This is a genomic window from Carnobacterium viridans, assembly GCF_900102725.1.
Classification (GTDB): domain Bacteria; phylum Bacillota; class Bacilli; order Lactobacillales; family Carnobacteriaceae; genus Carnobacterium_B; species Carnobacterium_B viridans.
The window spans coordinates 638,597-657,914 of record NZ_FNJW01000008.1; the positions used below are offsets into that span (position 1 = coordinate 638,597).

The following is a 19,318-nucleotide window of genomic DNA, read 5'->3' on the forward strand; positions in this document are numbered from 1 at the left end:
TAGAATTTCAACCAATACTACCGCATAAGCATTCATAATACTTTTAATGTCATCTTTGAAGTGCTACAATGACTTTAGGATTTAATTTTTGAAAATCCGAAGAATTATTTTTGTTGGGTTTAGGGCGTGTTTGAAAACTGATTATTAATAATACCAATCTAGTTTCCAATATAATAAAATAATATAGGTGTGATTATCATGAGTAGTGAACGTTATGAATGGATTGCTAGAAGCGGTGCTGCATGGTGGGTTTCACCTAAAGAACGGTATGGACTATTGGAAACGGTTTATATCCGCTTTTGTTTATGACGGGATAATAGTTTATTGGCTATACGAACTTATGTGAATACTCATAAGCGGACCTACACCATTCCACTCAAGAAAAACTCGAAAGAACCTTGGACTATCGATTGGTGATTGTATAAGGAACGCCATTTGGTGGAGTGTTTCTTTAATAAGTTAAAGCATTTCCGCCATGTCACAACACGATACGATAAGCTCGCAACCTCTTACTTAGACTTTGTTTATATCACGGCTATTTTTCTATCAACGAAATTGTTTTAAAACACGCCCTAATCTTTATAAAATTTAGACAACAGATATGGAGGTGTACACATACTATACCCATGACTTACTGTACTCATGTCTTTGCACTGGGATTTCTGTTCCGTAAAGAGATATTTTTTCAATTTAAACACTTTAGGAGGGATGAAATTACTTTTCTTTCTTCAACACTATCATCGCAGTAACATCAGCAATATTATTGCATTGAACGATGATTCCATACCTACTTCTACTGAGGTTGTGTATAATACCCCTTACCATGGGATGTAGATACATCCACCCCCCAGAAAACAACCATCCGACCTCACTACAACTATCTTCACCACTCCAGAAATAACGCCAACAATCGATTTTTCCGTAAATATTCTCACCGAGCACTACTTCGAATGTCTTACCCTCAAGTCTATACCCAACCGACCTAATACCACCACTAGCTTCAAAGTAAAAGTAAACAAATACACACTCTAAAACCCTCAACTAGCGTACTTTTTTTACAGACGCTAGCAACGCCTATTTTAACACACCCTTTGGCTGACACTCAGCCACCCCACAAATCATCAATCTAGCGATGTAACAATATGTGTAGTCAAAAGACACCCCTCAAAAATAGATCCACCTGTATACCCATTTAAAATCCGATTACCAAAGAATTTACAGAGATTATACTAAAATCGGCTACAGCTGTAGCTAATTTGACCAATCCAAAATCTGAAGTCGTCGCTTTTTTTGCAAACGTAACCCGAGTCCCCTCCAAAATCCATTAACTAAGTTAACATGAATCAAAAGTCGTTTCTTTGACCTATCAGTGGTGCTCCTATTGAGACGATTTTTGAAACTTAGCCCCACTGTGGACATTAACCAATTTTCTACCAATGGCTCTACCTAAGCAGTATGTAATATAATCGTTAACATCCTCGATTCATGTCCCTCTGTCTCTCATACATTTACATTGGCATTTCTGTTCTATAATGAAACATTTTTCCAATATAAGCACTTAGGAGGACTAAATATGAAAAAAAATTTTATTTTCGCCGTCACTGCACTTATGTACTTTTCATTCTTCAGTGATACGCTGGCAGTGAACGCTGATACCTTACCTACTTCTACTGAGGTTATACCACCACCCGATGAAGCTGCATCCACCGATTTAGAACAAACCGCTACTTCTGATATTGACGCTTCTGAAACGGTTGTTCCTGAAACAGTTATTTCTGATACTGACACTTCTGAAACGGTTGTTCCTGAAACAGTTACTTCTGATACTAACACTCCTGAAACGGTTGTTCCTGAAACAGCTACTTCTGATACTGACACTCCTGAAACGGTTGTTCCTGAAACAGCTACTTCTGATACTGACACTTCTGAAACGGTTGTTCCTGAAACAGCTACTTCTGATACTGACACTTCTGAAACGGTTACTTCTGATAATTCAGCTGATACATCTGTGATTCCGGAACAAACGAGTGACACACCTTCTGCTACACCTACACAAGCCGCTGATATCATAGAAGCAGCTACAAAACTTGTAACAGATCCTGCTACAACTATAGACACTCACACCACTCCATCCCAACTAATCAATCAAGTCAACACAAATCAAAAAGTTATTTCTTTGACTATCAGTGGAGTCTCCAATGATGCCCATATTAACGAAATCTTGCAGAACCTAGCCACATTGGGCGTCAAAGCAACTTTCTTCGTCAACGGTTCCACTAGTCAAGCGGCACTTACTAAAATTATCGCCGCCGGCCATGACATCGGTAACCACGCTAGCACTGGTGTTGACGTGAGTGGAATGACCGCAGAACAACTCATCTCTGAACTCGCTCTGACAGAAGCTGCCACTCAAGGTAGCGGTGCGACTTCCACTCCTTATTTCCGTGCTCCAGGTGGTATCACAAATGAAGCGGTTCTGAAAACAGTTGGAGGTCAAGGATACGACTACACTATCGGATGGTCTATTGACCCATGGGATTGGTCAGGCATTTCAGCCAGCGAAATCACTTCAATTGTCACTAGCCAACTTGCACCTGGGAGTATTATTTTACTAGATGCCGGATCTACAGCAACTGGAACACCAGCAGCACTGCTTGATATTATTACTAGGGCTAAAATTTTAGGCTATACATTCACAACTTTAGAAGATCTACTTGCTTATGAAGGGGTTTATACTGAAGAACCTGCTCCAACAACTCCGTCTAATCCGATTAACCAAGTCAACACAAACCAAAAAGTTATCTCTTTAACTATCAGCGGAGTCTCCGATGATGCTCATATTGACGCAATTTTGCAGAATTTAACCAAATTGGGCATTAAAGCAACTTTCTTCGTCAATGGTTCCACTAGCCAATCGGCACTTACTAAAATTATCGCTGCTGGCCATGACATCGGCAACCACGCTAGCACTGGTGTTGACGTGAGTGGAATGACTGAAGAACAACTCATCTTTGAACTCGCTCTGACAGAAGCTGCTATTCAAAGTAACGGCGGTGTAACTTCTTCACCTTATTTCCGTGCTCCAGGTGGTATCACAAATGAAGCCGTTCTAAAAACAGTTGGAAGTCAAGGATACGACTACACTATTGGCTGGTCTATTGATTCATGGGATTGGTCAGGCATTTCAGCCAGTGAGATTACTTCATCCATCACTAGCCAACTTGCACCTGGGGGTATTATTTTACTAGATGCCGGATCTACAGCAACTGGAACACCAGCAGCACTGCTTGATATTGTTACCATGGCTCAAAGTTTGGGCTATACCTTCACAACTTTAGAGGGTTTATTGGCTTACAAAGGTGTTTATACTGAAGAACCTGTTCCAACAACTCCATCCCAACTAATCCATCAGGTCAATACGGATAAAAAAGTCATTTCTTTAACCTTTGATGACGGTAATGACGCTAACAATCTCGAACAAATATTGAATAATTTGCTTCAATACAACGTCAAAGCGACCTTCTTTATGAACGGTTCCACTGATCCAGCTTTGCTCAATAGAATTGTTGCCGAAGGTCATCAGTTAGGAAACCATACGTATTACCATGGCATAGCAACTGAAGAAACAGAAGCACAACTCATTGAAGATATCACTTTGATGGATGAGTATATCGTTACAACCACTGGCATTAGCGCTAAACCCTATTTCCGTTTCCCTGCTGGGTATCTCAATGACTCCGCCTTAGAAACGGTTGGGGAACTTGGATACACTTACACTATCGGTTGGACTGTTGATCCTTGGGACTGGTCAGGTATCTCATCAGAAGCAATTACCTACCTTATCACTGAAGATCTTAATCCTGGTAACATCTACTTGCTACATGCCAGTGACATCGCAACGGGTACGCCAGCTGCTTTGTTGGATATAATCCCATTTTTCCAAGCATCAGGCTATGAATTCAAGACTATCGAACAACTGCTTACCTATGAAGGAGATTACACGGTAGAAACGAATGACTTAGCCTTTAGTGGATTAGTATCGGTAGATGAAGTTACGATATAAACTCATCGAATTCGTGCTGTAAACACTCCGGGAAGGTGTTTGATTTCTTCCTTAGTGTTTTTGTTATGAAACCACCACTTGTACTCAGCTCAATCAAACCTTTTCAAAAAAAGAAAGTCTTCCATTTCAGCTGAGATGGGAGACTTTCTTTGATTTTTATTTAGCTATGAGATTATGGAAGACACGGAACAGTGTTGGGCTGATAGAGAACAGACCATTCTTCACGCGATCTTTGGTCGATAGGAGTGATTTAGTCTTGTATGAGCAGTATGTAGCGTCAAATTTTTTCTTCAACGCCTGCAGTATTGTTTTGTCGTTATCGGGAGCAGCCGAAGCTTTTTGGTAGGTGACGATCATGCGGTTCAAGGACTGCTGATTAGACCGGGCCGACAACTCCTTCAACCCTTCTTTTTCAAAAAAAGTTGCGCGCTCAGAAAAAGCATCAAACACCTGTAAATTTTTCCGGCTCATTTTCCCGGTTCCCGTAATGCTGTCGCTCCGTTGCAAATAATAATACATCTTCAAATCCGTGTATACGATGGTTTTTGCCTTATAAATTAGCTTATAAGTCGTGAATTCATCTTCTTGGATCTTACCGATTGGAAAACGGATGGTATCCCACAAAGCTTTTTTGTAAAGTTTATTTGTACAAATGATCATTTGTACGTTGTATTCTGGATCAAACATTTTCCACAATGCCTCAATATTGCTCATTTTTTCAATACTTTGTTCAGGCAGTACCGTATCGATGTCTTCCCCCTCAAAATAAGCCAGATAACTACATACGGAGATATCCACTTGATTTTCCTTCAAGTTCTTCCATAAGATTTCCAGTGTCTCTTCATGTATGGTGTCGTCGCTATCGAGGAAGAACAAGTAATCCCCTTTGGCAGTTTCGATGCCGGCATTGCGCGCATCCGATAATCCGCCATTTGGTTTGTGGATTACGACGATTCGCTCATCTTGGGCAGCTAAGGTATCACATAAATCACCGGACCTATCTGGCGACCCATCGTCGACCAGAATAATTTCAAGATTTCTATAAGACTGGGCCATCAAGGAAGTCACGCAACTGGTCAGGTATTTTTCCACTTTATATACAGGTACAATAACACTAATCAACTCGACCATTTTTTCCCTCCTAACTTTATGACCCTTGAAGGAATCATATCGTCTCTTTCTTTTCATATTTTCTTGTGATGATATTCAGATACAGTATTGGTAAATAGAAGAACAGCTGGTATTTCACCTTCTCTGATAGCCGCAAGCCTGACGCCTTTTTAAAGGCATTCATCACGCGACTGTGTAGACCTGGATAGCGTTCTTGAATGTCGGTCATGACGACCACATAAGCTTGCTTTGTGGAATAGGTACGGTTTTTTTTGAGGGCTTCAATGCAGGAGAAGAAATTTGTGACATATTCCTTCAACAAACTACGCTGCGTTAACGCATTAATAACTATTTCGGAAACTGTCTCGTTATCGCGAAGATATGTTGCGCTCCGTTCCAATGCACCCACAACATCCATTCGTTTCGGATTATAAGAAAAAGAAATGGATGAATCTCTTTGTAGGTAATAACTTAGAACGTGATTTATAAACACGACTTTTCCAGACTTCGAGAGTGCCTTAAATGTGAACTCCTGATCCTCTCCGTTGATGCATCCTTCTGTATATTGGATGTCATTATCGACCAGCAAAGTCTTCCTGTAAAGGGCACTTCCATTCCAAATCGATAACCTTGCATGAAGCAGCATTTCTTCAAGCGCACCGACACCTGTCATTTGATTCAGTTCTTTCGACCAATCGTTGAAATAAGTGTTGGTGATCTGTCCTGATGCATCTACCTTGTCATAGGCCCAGCATGCCACATCCGGTGATTGGTTCTCGATCGTTACATAAACGCGTTCGACAAAGTCTCTAGCAACATAGTCATCCCCATCAAGAAAAAAGACATAAGTGCCTGCCGCAGCTTTTAACCCAGCATTCCGGGCTGAACTCACGCCCCCATTTTCTTTTTTGATGATTTGATATTTCGGAAAAAAAGCATCCGCCAGTAAGCTTTCAGCTATACGACAGCTCTCATCCTTCGACCCATCATCCACGATGATGATTTCAAACTGTTGATTCGTCTGTCTCAGTAAAGAGAACAGCGTTTTTGGAATATAGTCCTGAACATTATACACTGGTATTATGACACTCAGTTTCACGGATATCCTCCTTTTTCTTATGACTATTTTGTGCGTATGTTCTTACCCTAATACATAGGGATACGTTTCATTGGTATTGCCTAATGCGAACGTGATGACATGGTATAGCAAGTACCATAATACAAAGTAGACTGTCAGCACTTGTTTGTTGCCTTCTTCCGAGTTATGGATTAGCATACTCACAAGAATTACTTGTACAATAGAAGCATAGTCCTCTAGTCTACCTGCATAAGTCGAAAAATAGGTGATGAAACGAAATGGAATTTGCAACAAAGTAATATTGAACAAGAATCCATATGCCCCGTTCGGAATCTTATTGTTCATTTCCTGGCTGAAAACCCCTAATGGCAGAATGACCGGCAAGGTATAAAAGAGGAACCCCCATCCGAAATTTGAAAAGTTGAAATTATAACCTTCAAGCCCCAGTGTTGAAATAAGCCCGGAACTGGTTGCCAACTGGATGATGCCATAAACCACCAACGGCGAAGAGAAAATGAAGAAATAAAATATGGCCTTTAGGATACCCTTGCTATCTTGCGCGAAGAAACTGAACACATACAACACAATAAAAAGAAGTGCTGTCACATGGAATAAAGAAGCAAGCAACACAAAGACGAGATATTTCATAAACTGATGGTTGACGATGTATTGGAAGGCATAAAACACGATTGCTACCGCGATGCTTTGACGCACTAAATTTAAAGACGTATTGAAAAGGAATAAGTAATAGATAAACAAGGAAAGGTTTGGATTTAAATATTTTTCCATAGACTGTATACCCAGCCAAACAAAACTCATCTGAACGAATGTACTTAAGAAAAATAGCGTCTTAGGGTCATCATATATGAATAAACTGACCCAATTCAAGAAGACATAGCCCGGTTCAAACAAATCGGAATTTCCGGAAAAATATTCCAACGCATATGGGAATATCTCTACATGTTTAAGCCAACCGTACATACCGATATAAGTCAGGGTGTCCGTTCCGACATCTCCCCGTAAACTTGCCAACAAGCAGACTGGCAACAGGATAAGAACCATCCAGAAGAACTTCGTGATTTTTGACTGGCTCTTGCTTAGGTTATATAAGTAAGAAAACAAAATGGAGACGGAAAATGTTCCCCCATAAATTAATAATGAACTCAGCATACTACCCTCGTCTCCCATATTTACTGTAGAGAGCTTCCAATTTCTTGCTCTCTTTTACTATTGAATAGCCACTCGCTTCAATCTGCTTGTAGGCTCCAGAGCGATCTCTCTTAAGATCCGTTTTTTCATAGATGATTTTCGCCCAATCAGCTGGATCTTGTTCGATGTCCAGATAATGGATATCGTCTGTTATCTTGATTTCCTTGGTTATTTTGTTGGAAACGAAGCATGAGATACCGGTGCACTGTGCTTCTACAAGAACAACAGGCAGACCTTCATAGAAGGAAGTCAGCAAGAAAATATCCATCCCTTGCAGGATTTCATGAACGTCATCACGTGTTCCCATGAAGATAACATCTTTGATGTCTAATTCATTGACTTGTGACTGAATTTCCTGTTCTAGTTCGCCGGTGCCAAAAAGAAATAGCTTCGCACGTGGATTTAGCTCTTTATATTCCTTGAAAACTTTAAGTAAGTAGGAATGGTTTTTTTGGTAATCGAAGCGTGCTACGCAACAAAGAGCTGTTTCGTCTTCCGCCAATTGCAGTTCGTTACGAACTTTTTCTCGAACACCTTGTTTGAAGATGAATTTTGGAATTTCGATGGCGTTATTGACAATCGTTATTTTATTTTCTATATAAACTTTTTCGCCAAAACGGATAGTCCCGGCGTCGATGCCGCATGCGCAAAGATCTGTCGACAAAGATTTGATGACTGGATAGGTCAATTTTTCTTGCATACCCTTCTTGATGGCCATATGAGAATGGGCAAACCGACCAGGAACCTTATGCCATTTGGCGCTGAGCAACGGAATGAGCGCCATTTTATCGATATGAGTATGCACAATATCGTAATGTCCTTCCTTGATGACTTGGTTAGTTTCCTTGATATGTCTCTTCACATTAATCTCTTTTGCAGTCACATGATGGATGGTGGAATTTTTGATAGTCTTTTCAATCATCCCCTCGTGGTCGGAAAAAACCATAAAGTCAAATTGGTATTCTTTTTGGTTGACGTGTGTGTAGTAGTTCGAAAGCATCCGCTCTACTCCACCAGCGTCTAATTCTTTCAGTACATGTAAGATTCTGATCATCTTGTTATACTCCCCTTCCCTTGAACGTATGACTACTTATCGGTGTATGCACTTAATTTTCATACGTTAGCAAGACTCTTATTGCCTTGTACTTTACTGATGTAAAAATGTTCCATTTCTTTCGCTACTGATTCAATATTATAACCTGCATTCTGCAATTCTTCAAACGTGTTTGGCCGGTCATATCCTTGTTGATACAATAACGCTTTCTTTGCCCACTCCTCTTTTGGAGCGCTGAGCGGAATAGACTCAATCAATTCTGTCAAGAAAGCTTCTTTTGGAACCGCTTCGGAAACAATTGCGTGCAGCCCTGCGGCTTGCGCTTCAACGGCTACAATGCCCAAACCTTCAAACAGTGATGGGAACAAGAAGATATCCATTGCTTGGAGCATTCTTTCCACATCTCTGCGCATCCCACTAAATATAACAGCAGCCTCCAATCCTAGTTGATGCACTTTATTACGAATTTCTTCCTCCAATGGACCTATTCCAATCAGCAGTAGTACCGCTGATTCATTTTGTTTGTGTATCTCTACGAAGATATCTAAAAGGAACGAATGATTTTTGGAGTTTAAAAATCTGCCAACGTGTCCGACAACAAATTTCCCGTCCAATTGAAATTCTTCTCGAATATCATTCCGAGCAATTTCATTATAGAGGTATTCCTTCACGTCTATGCCATTGTTGACAACCTTACAATCTTTCCCATAGAACATCCACTTACCAGCTACTGTTGAACAAGCCATCTGGTTTGTAGCCAACGTGTTGATGAACAACTTATTGCCTTCATGAATTAAGCGAAAGATAGGTTTACGCGCCTGCGTATTGTGGCTATGCATAATTCTGCATGGAACGCCTGTTTTTTTTGCCAGCAACAAACCACTCATGTAAAGTAACGCATTCCCATGGACATGGATGATGTCATAACCGTTATGTTCTGTGAAAAAAGCTTTCGTATCTTTATAATTTTGCCAAGCATGGCGAGGAAAAGAAGCCGTCATGAAAATATGGCCACCCAATGACTCAATCTCATCGAAATGCATATTTTCCGCATTTCTTAACAAAAAATCGAATTGGACCTTCGTCCGATCGATGTTCCTATATAAGTTCATGATAAATGCTTCCGCACCACCGCTTCCCATACCGTCAATGACATGTAATACACGTATCGGTTCCATTTGCAATTCTCCTTTACCTTTTTTTCGCTCACTCACTTGTCTCTTCATAAATGCTGTCTATTTGACGATTAACCTTTTTCTCGAATACTTGCTGATTCTCGTTTCACCTTATTTTTGAATGGCAACTTTTTCTGCACCATCGCACTTTAGACTTTCAATCAAAAGTAACACATTCTTCAAATGATGACTCTTATGGTGCAAAAACATAAGTTAAATAGATTGCCAAATATCTTCGGAAAGGTCAAGCCCCATTGGCACCCATCTTCTTAAAGTACCGGTCGACATCTTCGAATTCCATTGATTCCAATATTCCAGCCCTTGAATTGATTGATCATCGAAGTAATCGATGCTTATAGTAAATTTTTTTGGTCATTTTAAACTTTTACTTTCCGTCATTTCAATAGATTCTCTAAATGTTCGTATTTGATAATCAACTCTATAATAGTTACTGATAGACTGTTCATAAATAAGATTACCAAATACTTTATTTACAATTTCTACACCAAACATTAAATTGATTATAGGATTAAATAGTTTTATAAGTCTAATTTTCCTTCCATGAGATGCTCCAATTAATCGAACCATCTCACTAGTTTTCACATATTCCTTATTTTGTGGAAAGAAAACTCCAGATTCTTCATAATCAATCATCCTCTTTAAAAACTCACAAAGATTATCAATATGAAGCATACTCCGTTCATTATCAATATCAGGAAAAATAGGTGTTCTCTTGGCTAATGCTGCTATGCGTGGGTAATTTCCCTTTGAGCCTTTTCCATAAATCATCGGCGGTCTTATGATTACAATTTTAAAATGTTCTGTTTCTAGAGGTTTTATTCCTTCTTCTGCTTGTAACTTACTATTCCCATAAAAATTACTTGGTGTAGGAATTGTATCTCTTGTGATTACTCGTTTACTGCTTGTACTATCTCCATAAACAATAATACTGCTCATAAAGATAAACTGCTTAACGCCTTCTGATTTGGCTTTCTTTGCAATCTCAATTGTTAGATCTCTATTAACTTGGTAATAAAGGTCTTCCATCTTTGGATCAGTTGACACATGTGCAATCCCAGCCACATGAAATACAACATCATATAGCGAAAAATCTTTTCCTTGCCATTCGCCATTGCGGGTTTCGATAGTATCTACCTGATACTCATTTGTCCATTGGGCAACCCATTTTTCGAGAGAAGTTCCAATATAACTATTGGCACCTGTTATTAATATTTTTTTCATTATTTAACAACATCTCCTTTTGATTTTTCCTTTTCTTGTAATGATCCGATTTAGCTTTCGGCAATTCCATTATGCTTCAAAACACTCGAGACTGTCCTCATGAAACATTTGATATCAAATAGAATACTCATTTTTCACATATTCACTGTACTATAACTCTACAACAAGCCTGAGTATATTAATTTCATTTCTTGATTAATTTCATCTAATGAATAATGCTGAATCTTAGTTATATTCTCATTTGAAAATTTATATTTAATTTGAGGATTCTGATAAATTTGTAATATTCTGTTGGTATAATTTTCAGCTTTATTGTCGTTAATAATAAAACCATTTACACCATCTTCTACTAAATCAATATTCCCTCTACAGTTGCTTACTATTAATGGCACTCCTGTAGCCATATCTTCCATTATATTTACTGGCAATCCCTCTTGCCTTGAAGAGGATACAGCCATATCCGATATCATGATTAAATTTTTCACATCTTCTCTATATCCTAAAAGCCTTATTTTTTTTTGTAAGCCTAACTTTTCAATTTTATTTCTATACTCGTTTTCTTCTTCACCTTTACCAACTAGTAATAAGATTATATTTTTATCTTTCATATTCTCCATAGCCATCATGTCAATTAATATATCTTGATTTTTTCTATAACTAAGTTCAGCAGTATAAATTATTACAAAATCTTCAGGTTCAAATCCATATCTTTTACGCAACATATTTTTCTTTTCATCAGTTTGCTTTTCAAATTTAGTTAAATCCACTCCAACTCCATTAACTAATTTAATTTTTCTGCATTTAAATTTTTTCTGAGCTATATTGTAATCTTCTTTGTTCATAGTTATTAAACAATCGGTATATCTTGCTAAGATAAATTCCACGGGGTAATATATAAGCCAATTTTTTATTGTTGCCCCTTTAAAAAAATGAAACCCATGAGCTGTATATACTATCTTAGTTCCTTTTTTTCTAGATGTCCTCGCCGCTATTCTAGCTAAAACACCTCCAATTGGGGATTGACAGTGTACTAAATCATATTGCTCAGTTACTAGTATTTTTTTTATTTCTTTATATGCTTTAATATTCATTTTATTAAACGGACTTCTATTAATTCCCACGTCAAAAGCTTGAACTTTCATCTCTGCTAATCTTTTCTTTAAATTAGCAGCTTTTTCTTTTGGTATAGTTCCTGCGTTCTGAAAATTGGTCAATACATGTACTTCAGCTCCTAATTCTTGCAACAATAATATATTAGGTATATTAAATTGATCTATCATTGAAGCAACTGAAGCTAATATGAGTACTTTTTTCATTTTCCTGTACTCCTTTCGATAAACATACATTTCTACCTGTTAATATTTATACTTATACCCTTAATTTGTTGATTATCTTTAATAAGGAAATTTACATCTTTCCATTTATTATCTTGTACTGATTCTTTTATAACCTCATATTTTTCAGGTTCTTTATCAAACTATTCGGGTATTTGATTTTCGACATAACTATTTTTGCCTGCTATCATATTTTTCAATCTTATCTATTGCCTTAAGTTTCTTAATTGATCCAGTTCCACCTTCAATAACCCCGTCTTTTTTTACTACACTTTTAATTGTTCCAATAAAACATTTAGCGTCAAATAAAACACTCATTTTTTTTACGTATTCACCATCCAAGAGTGCTTTTTCAGTTATAGGCAGTTCATCTCGTCCATTGATTTGTGCCCATCCAGTTAATCCAGGGTAGATATTATTAGCATAATATTTATCTCTTTCTCTAATCAAATCATATTGATTCCATAAAGCAGGCCTTGGACCAATGACACTCATTTCACCTTTAAGAATATTAATCAACTGAGGCAATTCATCTAGGCTGGTTTTTCTTAATACTTTGCCAATTTTTGTAATAAAAGAATCAGGATTTTTCAATAAATGTGTTGGTGCATCGTTTGGAGTATCTATCTTCATAGTCCTAAATTTATAAATATTAAACAATACTTTATCCTTTCCTACCCTTTTTTGTTTAAAAAGTATCGGACCTTTTGAGTTTAATTTAATTGCTATAACGATGAGTAAGAATATAGGAGATAAAACGATTAATCCAAGTAGCGCTAGTATGACATCAATAACTCGTTTGAACAGTTTTAGGTACATCAACATGAGCTCCTTTTTTTTCATTTTGGATAGGATAGTCAACCTCTTTTTCTGATTTTTCGTTTGTAAATTCAAGCAAACGCTCTTTCAGTTCTTTACTAGTGCACTCATCTAGTGTATAAACAAATGCCATAACTTGAGCTAATGATATTTCGGTTACTTTACCAACAAATATTTTTTCATATACTTGCTGATCCGTTTGCTCACTATCTACTAGTAATTCTTCATAAAGTTTTTCTCCAGGACGAATACCTGTTTCAATAATAGGTATTTCATTTTCTGTATAACCACTTAATTTGATGACTTTTTTGGCTAAATCAACTATTTTAACTGGTTCGCCCATATCTAAGATGAAAATTTCGCCACCTTGTGCTAAAGCTCCAGCTTGTATAACTAGCCGGCTTGCTTCAGGTATTGTCATGAAATAACGAGTCATTCGAAAATCAGTGACCGTTACTGGACCACCATTTTTGATTTGTTCTTTAAATAATGGTATGACACTTCCACGACTTCCTAAGACATTTCCAAAACGTACAGCTGCAAATTTTGTTTTCCCTTTCTCATTCAAACTGGTAATAATCATCTCAGCTACGCGCTTTGTTGCTCCCATAACGTTAGGTGGATTAACTGCTTTATCCGTTGAAATCATTACAAAACTTCCAACTCCGGCTTCTTTAGCTGCTTCAGCTATGTTTTTTGTGCCTAATATATTATTTTTAACAGCTTCCCTTGGATTATATTCCATCATAGGGACATGTTTATGAGCTGCTGCATGGTAGACACGATCTGGTATGTATTTTTTCATTACCTCAAATAGCCTTTTACGATCTTGAACATCTGCTATTACAGGAATAATTTCGATTTGATCCTTATACTTTCTATTTAGTTCCTTATTAATTTGATAGATAGAGTTTTCTCCATGTCCCAATACAATGATGCATTTAGGAGAGAATTGAGCAATTTGACGACAAATTTCCGATCCAATTGAACCTCCAGCACCACTGACCAGAATAGTTTTGTCGCTTAATTTAGTTGCAATTTGTTGCATGTCTAATTTAACTTCTTCTCGTCCTAGTAAGTCCACTACATCTATTTCTCTAAATTGACTAACCGATAACTTGCCTTGCAGTACATCTTCTATTGAGGGCATTTGATTTACAGTGATTTCTGCTTGATTACAAATGTCTAACATTCTTTCATACTCTTTTGGTTCCAATGAAGGTATCGTAATCGTAATTTGCTGAATTTTATGTTTTTTAGCTAACTCAGGTATATCATTTATATTTCCGATAACAGGTATGCCATACATCCATGTTTTCAACTTAGCTGGATCATCATCAACAATTCCAACAATTGTTACATCACTTGGATTGCGTTTTAAACTACGGATAAAGATACTCCCACCATTACCAGCGCCCACAATAAGAGTTTTGATTTGTTGTTCAGCAGAATGACCATTCCTTTTTTTATACTGATGCTCATTATAGATGCGCCAAACAATTCTGCTTCCAGCTATACTTGCCAGTGAAAAGATATAAGTTAAAACGATGAACCTAAAACTTACTGTTTTTAACAAAACTACAGAAATAAGTGCAGAAGCAATGAATGCATAAGTTACATAGATGGCTATTGCTAAAGATTCTTGTATGCTTGTATAGCGATTGATCTTAGAAAATAATTTGAAATAAATTGCCAAGACAAGGTAGAGTATTATAGTCAATACTATTGTAGTAATAAAAGATTGAATTGAAAGTGCGATATAAGGATTTAAAAAAAAGTAAGCTATCCATCCTGATGCTAGTATTGAAAAACTATCAAATCCAATCAAAATACCTTTTTTGGTTTTCCTACTCATAACTTTTCTTCACTCCTTCAAAATAATTCTAAAATTTTAGTTGTTAATCTTTTTTGGTGTATTTAGAAGAATTAGTTTGCCATTAATGATATCATTCCTCATTTGCTTAAATTCTTCTACCTTTTTTTCTATCAATTTTTTCCTGAATACTGTTAAGCTTCTTCCACATAAAAAAACGTGAAGCTGTATCATGAGCGCCAAAAGCGATGAAATGAATCCGTTTCATTTGTTTCCCCACTTGATTTTTTGTATTTCGCACGATTCTTGCATACAAAAAATAACTACCGTACTTCTAAAATTCATTTCTAAAAAACAACGCTCTCGAGAAAACCAAAACCGTAACAATTGGAAATTTGATCAGTAATCATTGGTTACTTTCATCAACAAAATACAATTTACTGATGAAATAACTTTTACTAATTATCCACGATCCCGTACTTTTTTCTTGAAAAGAGCGTCAGAATGTCTTCTCTGCAACTTAATTCTTATTTAAAAATTTTAACTTGTTGATTTATCTTTATTCTCACTTATCTAATGTCAATTTTATAATATGACAATGTAATCAATCAGCTGATTTACTCACCTTCTCCATAGTAGTAATAATTATCGCCTTTCAGTTCAACACGATTGAATACTACACCAATAACGTTTGCTTGTACTTTTTCAAGTAAATCTTTTGATTTCATCACCATTTCTTTATCCGCACCATCCTTGTTAACGACAAAAATAGTTCCGTCAGCTTTACTCGCCATCACTTGAGCATCTGTAACCGCGATAACAGGAGGCATATCAAAAATAATTAAATCAAATAGCTCCTCAAATTCCGCCATTAATTGATTCATTCGGTTGGAGGCTAATAACTCAGATGGGTTTGGTGGAATTACCCCACTTGTAATTACAAATAGCCCTTCTTTATCTAAACAATGAGCAATGTTTTTGATTTCGATGTCTCTTTCTGTCAATAATGTGGTCAATCCATCGCGGTTAGGCAAATGAAATGTTTTATGGACTGTTGGTTTACGCATATCAGCATCAACGATTAAAACCTTTTTTCCTTGCATAGCAAAAGTAACGGCTAAATTAGCTGATATTGTTGACTTCCCTGCACCTGGACCAGCTGAAGTAACAACTAACGTTTTTAGATTTTTATCTACCATTGAAAATTGAATGTTCGTACGAATTGTTCTAAATTGCTCAGCGATTACTGATTTTGATCTTGTCAGGGTCACTAAACTTGGACGTTCTTTAATGTTTAATTGTTTTGTCTTTTTATTGAACATTTCTCTCACCTCTCTACACTCTACTTTTTGCTCTTCTTGAATTTAATTCTGGTCGTTCAATTTTCACTTCAGCCTGCAATTCGTCCTTCGTCATTTCAGAAACACTTCCTAATACTGACCAGCCTAACGTTTCTGTAATGAAACGTTCATCTCTAACAGTTTTGTCCATGAATTCTAATAAGAAGGTCATTCCAATACCTACCAATGAACCAACGAATAAACCAACCACTAAATTTAACAGATTATTTGGCGATACTGGATTTGTATTAGCCACCGCTTCTGAAATAATCGTCACATTGTCTACATTCATGATATTTCCAATTTCATTTTGGAAAGTATCCGCAACAGAATTTGCAATCTCTGCAGACTCATAAGGACTATCATCTTTTACAGTCAACGAAAAGACTTGTGAATTTTCTTGAGTTGTAATTTCTATTTTTTCAGATAATTCAGTTGTTGATAAATTTGTTCCCAGGTTCTCTCGAACTTCATTTAAGATAACTGGTCCTTTTATAATGTCTTTATATGTATTGATCATCTGTACATTCGTATTGATATCTGTCAGTTGCATTCCTTCTGCAGATTCTGTTGTACGATTTACCAATATTTGCGTTGTGGCATTGTACTGGGGTGTTGCAATGAAAAAAGTAAACCCAGCTGCTAATATTAAACCAATCAGACCTAAACTAATAATCATTGACAAATATTTTTTTAATGTACTAAATAATTCTAATAATCTAATTTCTGCTACCATGTTTTCCTCCTGCGTATACCTTTTTTTGATAACTGCTTTTATTTTAACGACATTAGATAGTATACCATATCAATTTTGACTGTGAACTATAATTTTCATTTTTTTATAAATATCATTTCAACTTCTACAGTAACTTGTGTTGTAGATATTCTAAAAAAAGTAAAGAGCCTGTTTAAGCTCTTTACTTTTTTTACCTTTAATTTCTGCCATCTAATTCCTTACTTAATTGAATAATATATTCTTTCAAATCATCTTTAACCTCTTTATGTTCAAGTCCATATTCGATATTTGTCATCATATAGCCAAATTTATCTCCAACGTCATATCGTTTCCCTTTAAATTCATGAGCTAAGACTTGTTGCGTTTTGTTTAATGTTTCAATCGCGTCTGTTAATTGTACTTCATTACCCGCACCAGGTTCTTGATTCTCCAAAACTTCAAAAATCTCCGGTGTTAATAAGTAACGACCAATGATAGCTAAATCACTTGGTGCCTCTTCTGGTTTTGGTTTTTCAACAAAGTGATTAACTTTATACAAATCAGTTGAGACTTCTCCATCAATATCAACGATTCCATATTTGGAAGTATCTTTATGTGGCACACGCATCGTTGCCAATACCGAAGACCCAGTTTCATCATAGTGATTCATCAATTGTTTCGTTAGCGGGACTTCATCCATCATTAAATCGTCCCCAAGCAATACGATAAATGGTTCGTTTCCTACAAAACTTTTCCCATGAAGAACTGCATCGCCCAAGCCTTTAGGATAAGATTGACGCACAAAATGTAATTTGATCTTTGTTGTACTTTCAACTAATTTTAACAATTCATACTTTTCTTTCATCTGAAGATTCTGTTCCAATTCAAAGTTAGAATCAAAATGATCTTCAATCGACCGTTTGCTTCTTCCAGTAACGACCAAGATTTCTTCAATCCCTGAATCAATTGCTTCTTCAATAATGAATTGAATTGTTGGCTTGTCTACGATTGGCAACATTTCTTTAGCAGTAGCTTTTGTAGCTGGTAAAAAACGAGTTCCTAAACCAGCCGCTGGAATGATGGCTTTTCTTACTTTTGACATATCCTTTACCTCCAATAGAGTACTTTTAATATGTTATTAGTCTGTATGAAACAAATCTCTTGTATACACTTTTTCTTGAACATCCATTAATTCTTCAGCTAAGCGATTTGAAACAATTACATCTGACACTTTTTTAAATTCTTTAAAATCACGAATCACTTTTGAATTATAGAATGTCTCGTCTTTTAAAACAGGCTCATAAACAACTACTTCGATTCCTTTTGCCTTGATTCGTTTCATAATCCCTTGTATAGAAGATGCTCTGAAGTTATCCGAATCCGTTTTCATCGTCAAACGATAGATTCCAACAACTTTTGGATCACATTTAATAATCATATTCGCTACGTGATCTTTACGTGTACGATTCGCATCAACAATTGCGCCAATAATGTTGTTTGGCACATCTTCATAGTTAGCAAGTAGTTGTTTAGTATCTTTGGGCAAGCAATAGCCACCATAACCAAATGAAGGATTATTGTAATGTGTCCCAATTCTTGGATCTAGTCCTACACCTTCTACAATTGATTTTGTATCTAGTCCTCTAACCTCTGCGTATGTATCTAGTTCATTAAAGTAAGCTACACGCAAAGCCAAGTACGTATTTGAAAATAACTTAACAGCTTCTGCCTCTGTCGAGTTCATAAATAAAACATCAATATTTTCTTTAACAGCAGCTTCAACTAGTAAGTTTGCAAAAATCTCAGCTGTTTCTGTTTTTTCTCCTACAATTATACGGGATGGATAAAGGTTATCATAAAGTGCTTTTCCTTCACGCAAAAATTCTGGAGCAAAAATAATATTGTCTACTCCATATTTTTCTTTTGTTTCTTTTGTATATCCAACTGGCACAGTAGATTTAATAATCATAGTCGCTGTTGGATTATATTTTAAGACATCTTCAATAACGCCTTCTACTGTTGATGTATCAAAGTAATTCCGTTTATCATCATAGTTTGTCGGTGTTGCAATAATAACGTACTGAGCATCTTGATACGCAGTCGTTTTATCTGTTGTAGCTGTTAAATCTAACTCTTTTATTGCTAAGTATTCTTCAATCTCTTTATCTACAATAGGAGACTTTTTATTATTAATTAATTCTACCTTTTCTTCGATAATTTCTAATGCAGTGACTTCATTGTGTTGAGCTAAAAGAACGGCGTTGGATAATCCAACATAACCAGTTCCGACTACTGTAATTTTCAAAATAGTTTGGCTCCTTCTAATTTTATACTAAACAAAACGATAAATTTAAACTAACAAATTA

The 19,318-nt window shown here is 36.5% G+C and carries 14 protein-coding genes; 1 reads left to right on the forward strand and 13 read right to left on the reverse strand.

Annotated features, from left to right (window positions below):
- Positions 1-1,573: 1,573 nt before the first annotated feature.
- Positions 1,574-4,063: a polysaccharide deacetylase family protein gene (locus BLT48_RS04470; RefSeq protein WP_089975586.1), complete on the forward strand. Its 2,490-nt coding sequence runs from the start codon at positions 1,574-1,576 to the stop codon at positions 4,061-4,063.
- Positions 4,064-4,219: 156 nt separating this feature from the next.
- Here BLT48_RS04470 and BLT48_RS04475 read toward each other — a convergent pair whose 3' ends face one another.
- The 13 genes from BLT48_RS04475 to BLT48_RS04535 all read right to left on the reverse strand — a co-directional run bounded on the left by BLT48_RS04475 (position 4,220) and on the right by BLT48_RS04535 (position 19,257).
- Positions 4,220-5,194 carry a glycosyltransferase family 2 protein gene (locus BLT48_RS04475; RefSeq protein ID WP_176944067.1) on the reverse strand — a complete coding sequence of 325 codons (975 nt, stop codon included), beginning with the start codon at positions 5,192-5,194 and terminating at the stop codon, positions 4,220-4,222.
- A gap of 34 nt (positions 5,195-5,228) precedes the next feature.
- A complete protein-coding gene (locus BLT48_RS04480; RefSeq protein WP_176944068.1) occupies positions 5,229-6,272 on the reverse strand; it encodes a glycosyltransferase family 2 protein in 1,044 nt (347 codons plus the stop codon).
- A 42-nt stretch (positions 6,273-6,314) separates the two neighbouring features.
- Complete coding sequence (locus BLT48_RS04485; RefSeq protein ID WP_176944069.1) at positions 6,315-7,421, reverse strand: EpsG family protein; 1,107 nt, start codon at positions 7,419-7,421, stop codon at positions 6,315-6,317.
- A 1-nt stretch (position 7,422) separates the two neighbouring features.
- Positions 7,423-8,514, reverse strand: a complete 1,092-nt coding sequence (locus tag BLT48_RS04490) for a glycosyltransferase (protein WP_089975597.1) — start codon at positions 8,512-8,514, stop codon at positions 7,423-7,425.
- A 59-nt stretch (positions 8,515-8,573) separates the two neighbouring features.
- A complete protein-coding gene (locus tag BLT48_RS04495) occupies positions 8,574-9,692 on the reverse strand; it encodes a glycosyltransferase family 1 protein (RefSeq protein ID WP_176944070.1) in 1,119 nt (372 codons plus the stop codon).
- A gap of 369 nt (positions 9,693-10,061) precedes the next feature.
- Positions 10,062-10,931, reverse strand: coding sequence for an NAD-dependent epimerase/dehydratase family protein (locus BLT48_RS04500; protein WP_089975603.1), 870 nt, complete (start codon positions 10,929-10,931; stop codon positions 10,062-10,064).
- A 158-nt stretch (positions 10,932-11,089) separates the two neighbouring features.
- Complete coding sequence (locus tag BLT48_RS04505; RefSeq protein ID WP_176944071.1) at positions 11,090-12,247, reverse strand: glycosyltransferase family 4 protein; 1,158 nt, start codon at positions 12,245-12,247, stop codon at positions 11,090-11,092.
- 189 nt (positions 12,248-12,436) lie between these two features.
- Entirely contained in the window at positions 12,437-13,084 is a 648-nt protein-coding gene (locus tag BLT48_RS04510; RefSeq protein WP_089975608.1) for a sugar transferase, read from the reverse strand.
- Positions 13,053-14,939, reverse strand: a complete 1,887-nt coding sequence (locus tag BLT48_RS04515) for a nucleoside-diphosphate sugar epimerase/dehydratase (protein ID WP_089975610.1) — start codon at positions 14,937-14,939, stop codon at positions 13,053-13,055. Before BLT48_RS04515 ends, BLT48_RS04510 begins: the two co-directional genes overlap by 32 nt.
- Positions 14,940-15,514: 575 nt before the next feature.
- Positions 15,515-16,219: a CpsD/CapB family tyrosine-protein kinase gene (locus BLT48_RS04520; protein ID WP_089975613.1), complete on the reverse strand. Its 705-nt coding sequence runs from the start codon at positions 16,217-16,219 to the stop codon at positions 15,515-15,517.
- Positions 16,220-16,232: 13 nt separating this feature from the next.
- Entirely contained in the window at positions 16,233-16,973 is a 741-nt protein-coding gene (locus BLT48_RS04525; protein ID WP_089975616.1) for a YveK family protein, read from the reverse strand.
- Positions 16,974-17,169: 196 nt separating this feature from the next.
- The gene (galU, locus tag BLT48_RS04530; protein WP_089975618.1) at positions 17,170-18,054 is read right to left on the reverse strand and encodes a UTP--glucose-1-phosphate uridylyltransferase GalU; all 885 of its coding nucleotides are present in this window, start codon (positions 18,052-18,054) and stop codon (positions 17,170-17,172) included.
- A gap of 36 nt (positions 18,055-18,090) precedes the next feature.
- Positions 18,091-19,257 carry a nucleotide sugar dehydrogenase gene (locus BLT48_RS04535; RefSeq protein ID WP_089975621.1) on the reverse strand — a complete coding sequence of 389 codons (1,167 nt, stop codon included), beginning with the start codon at positions 19,255-19,257 and terminating at the stop codon, positions 18,091-18,093.
- Positions 19,258-19,318: the final 61 nt, after the last annotated feature.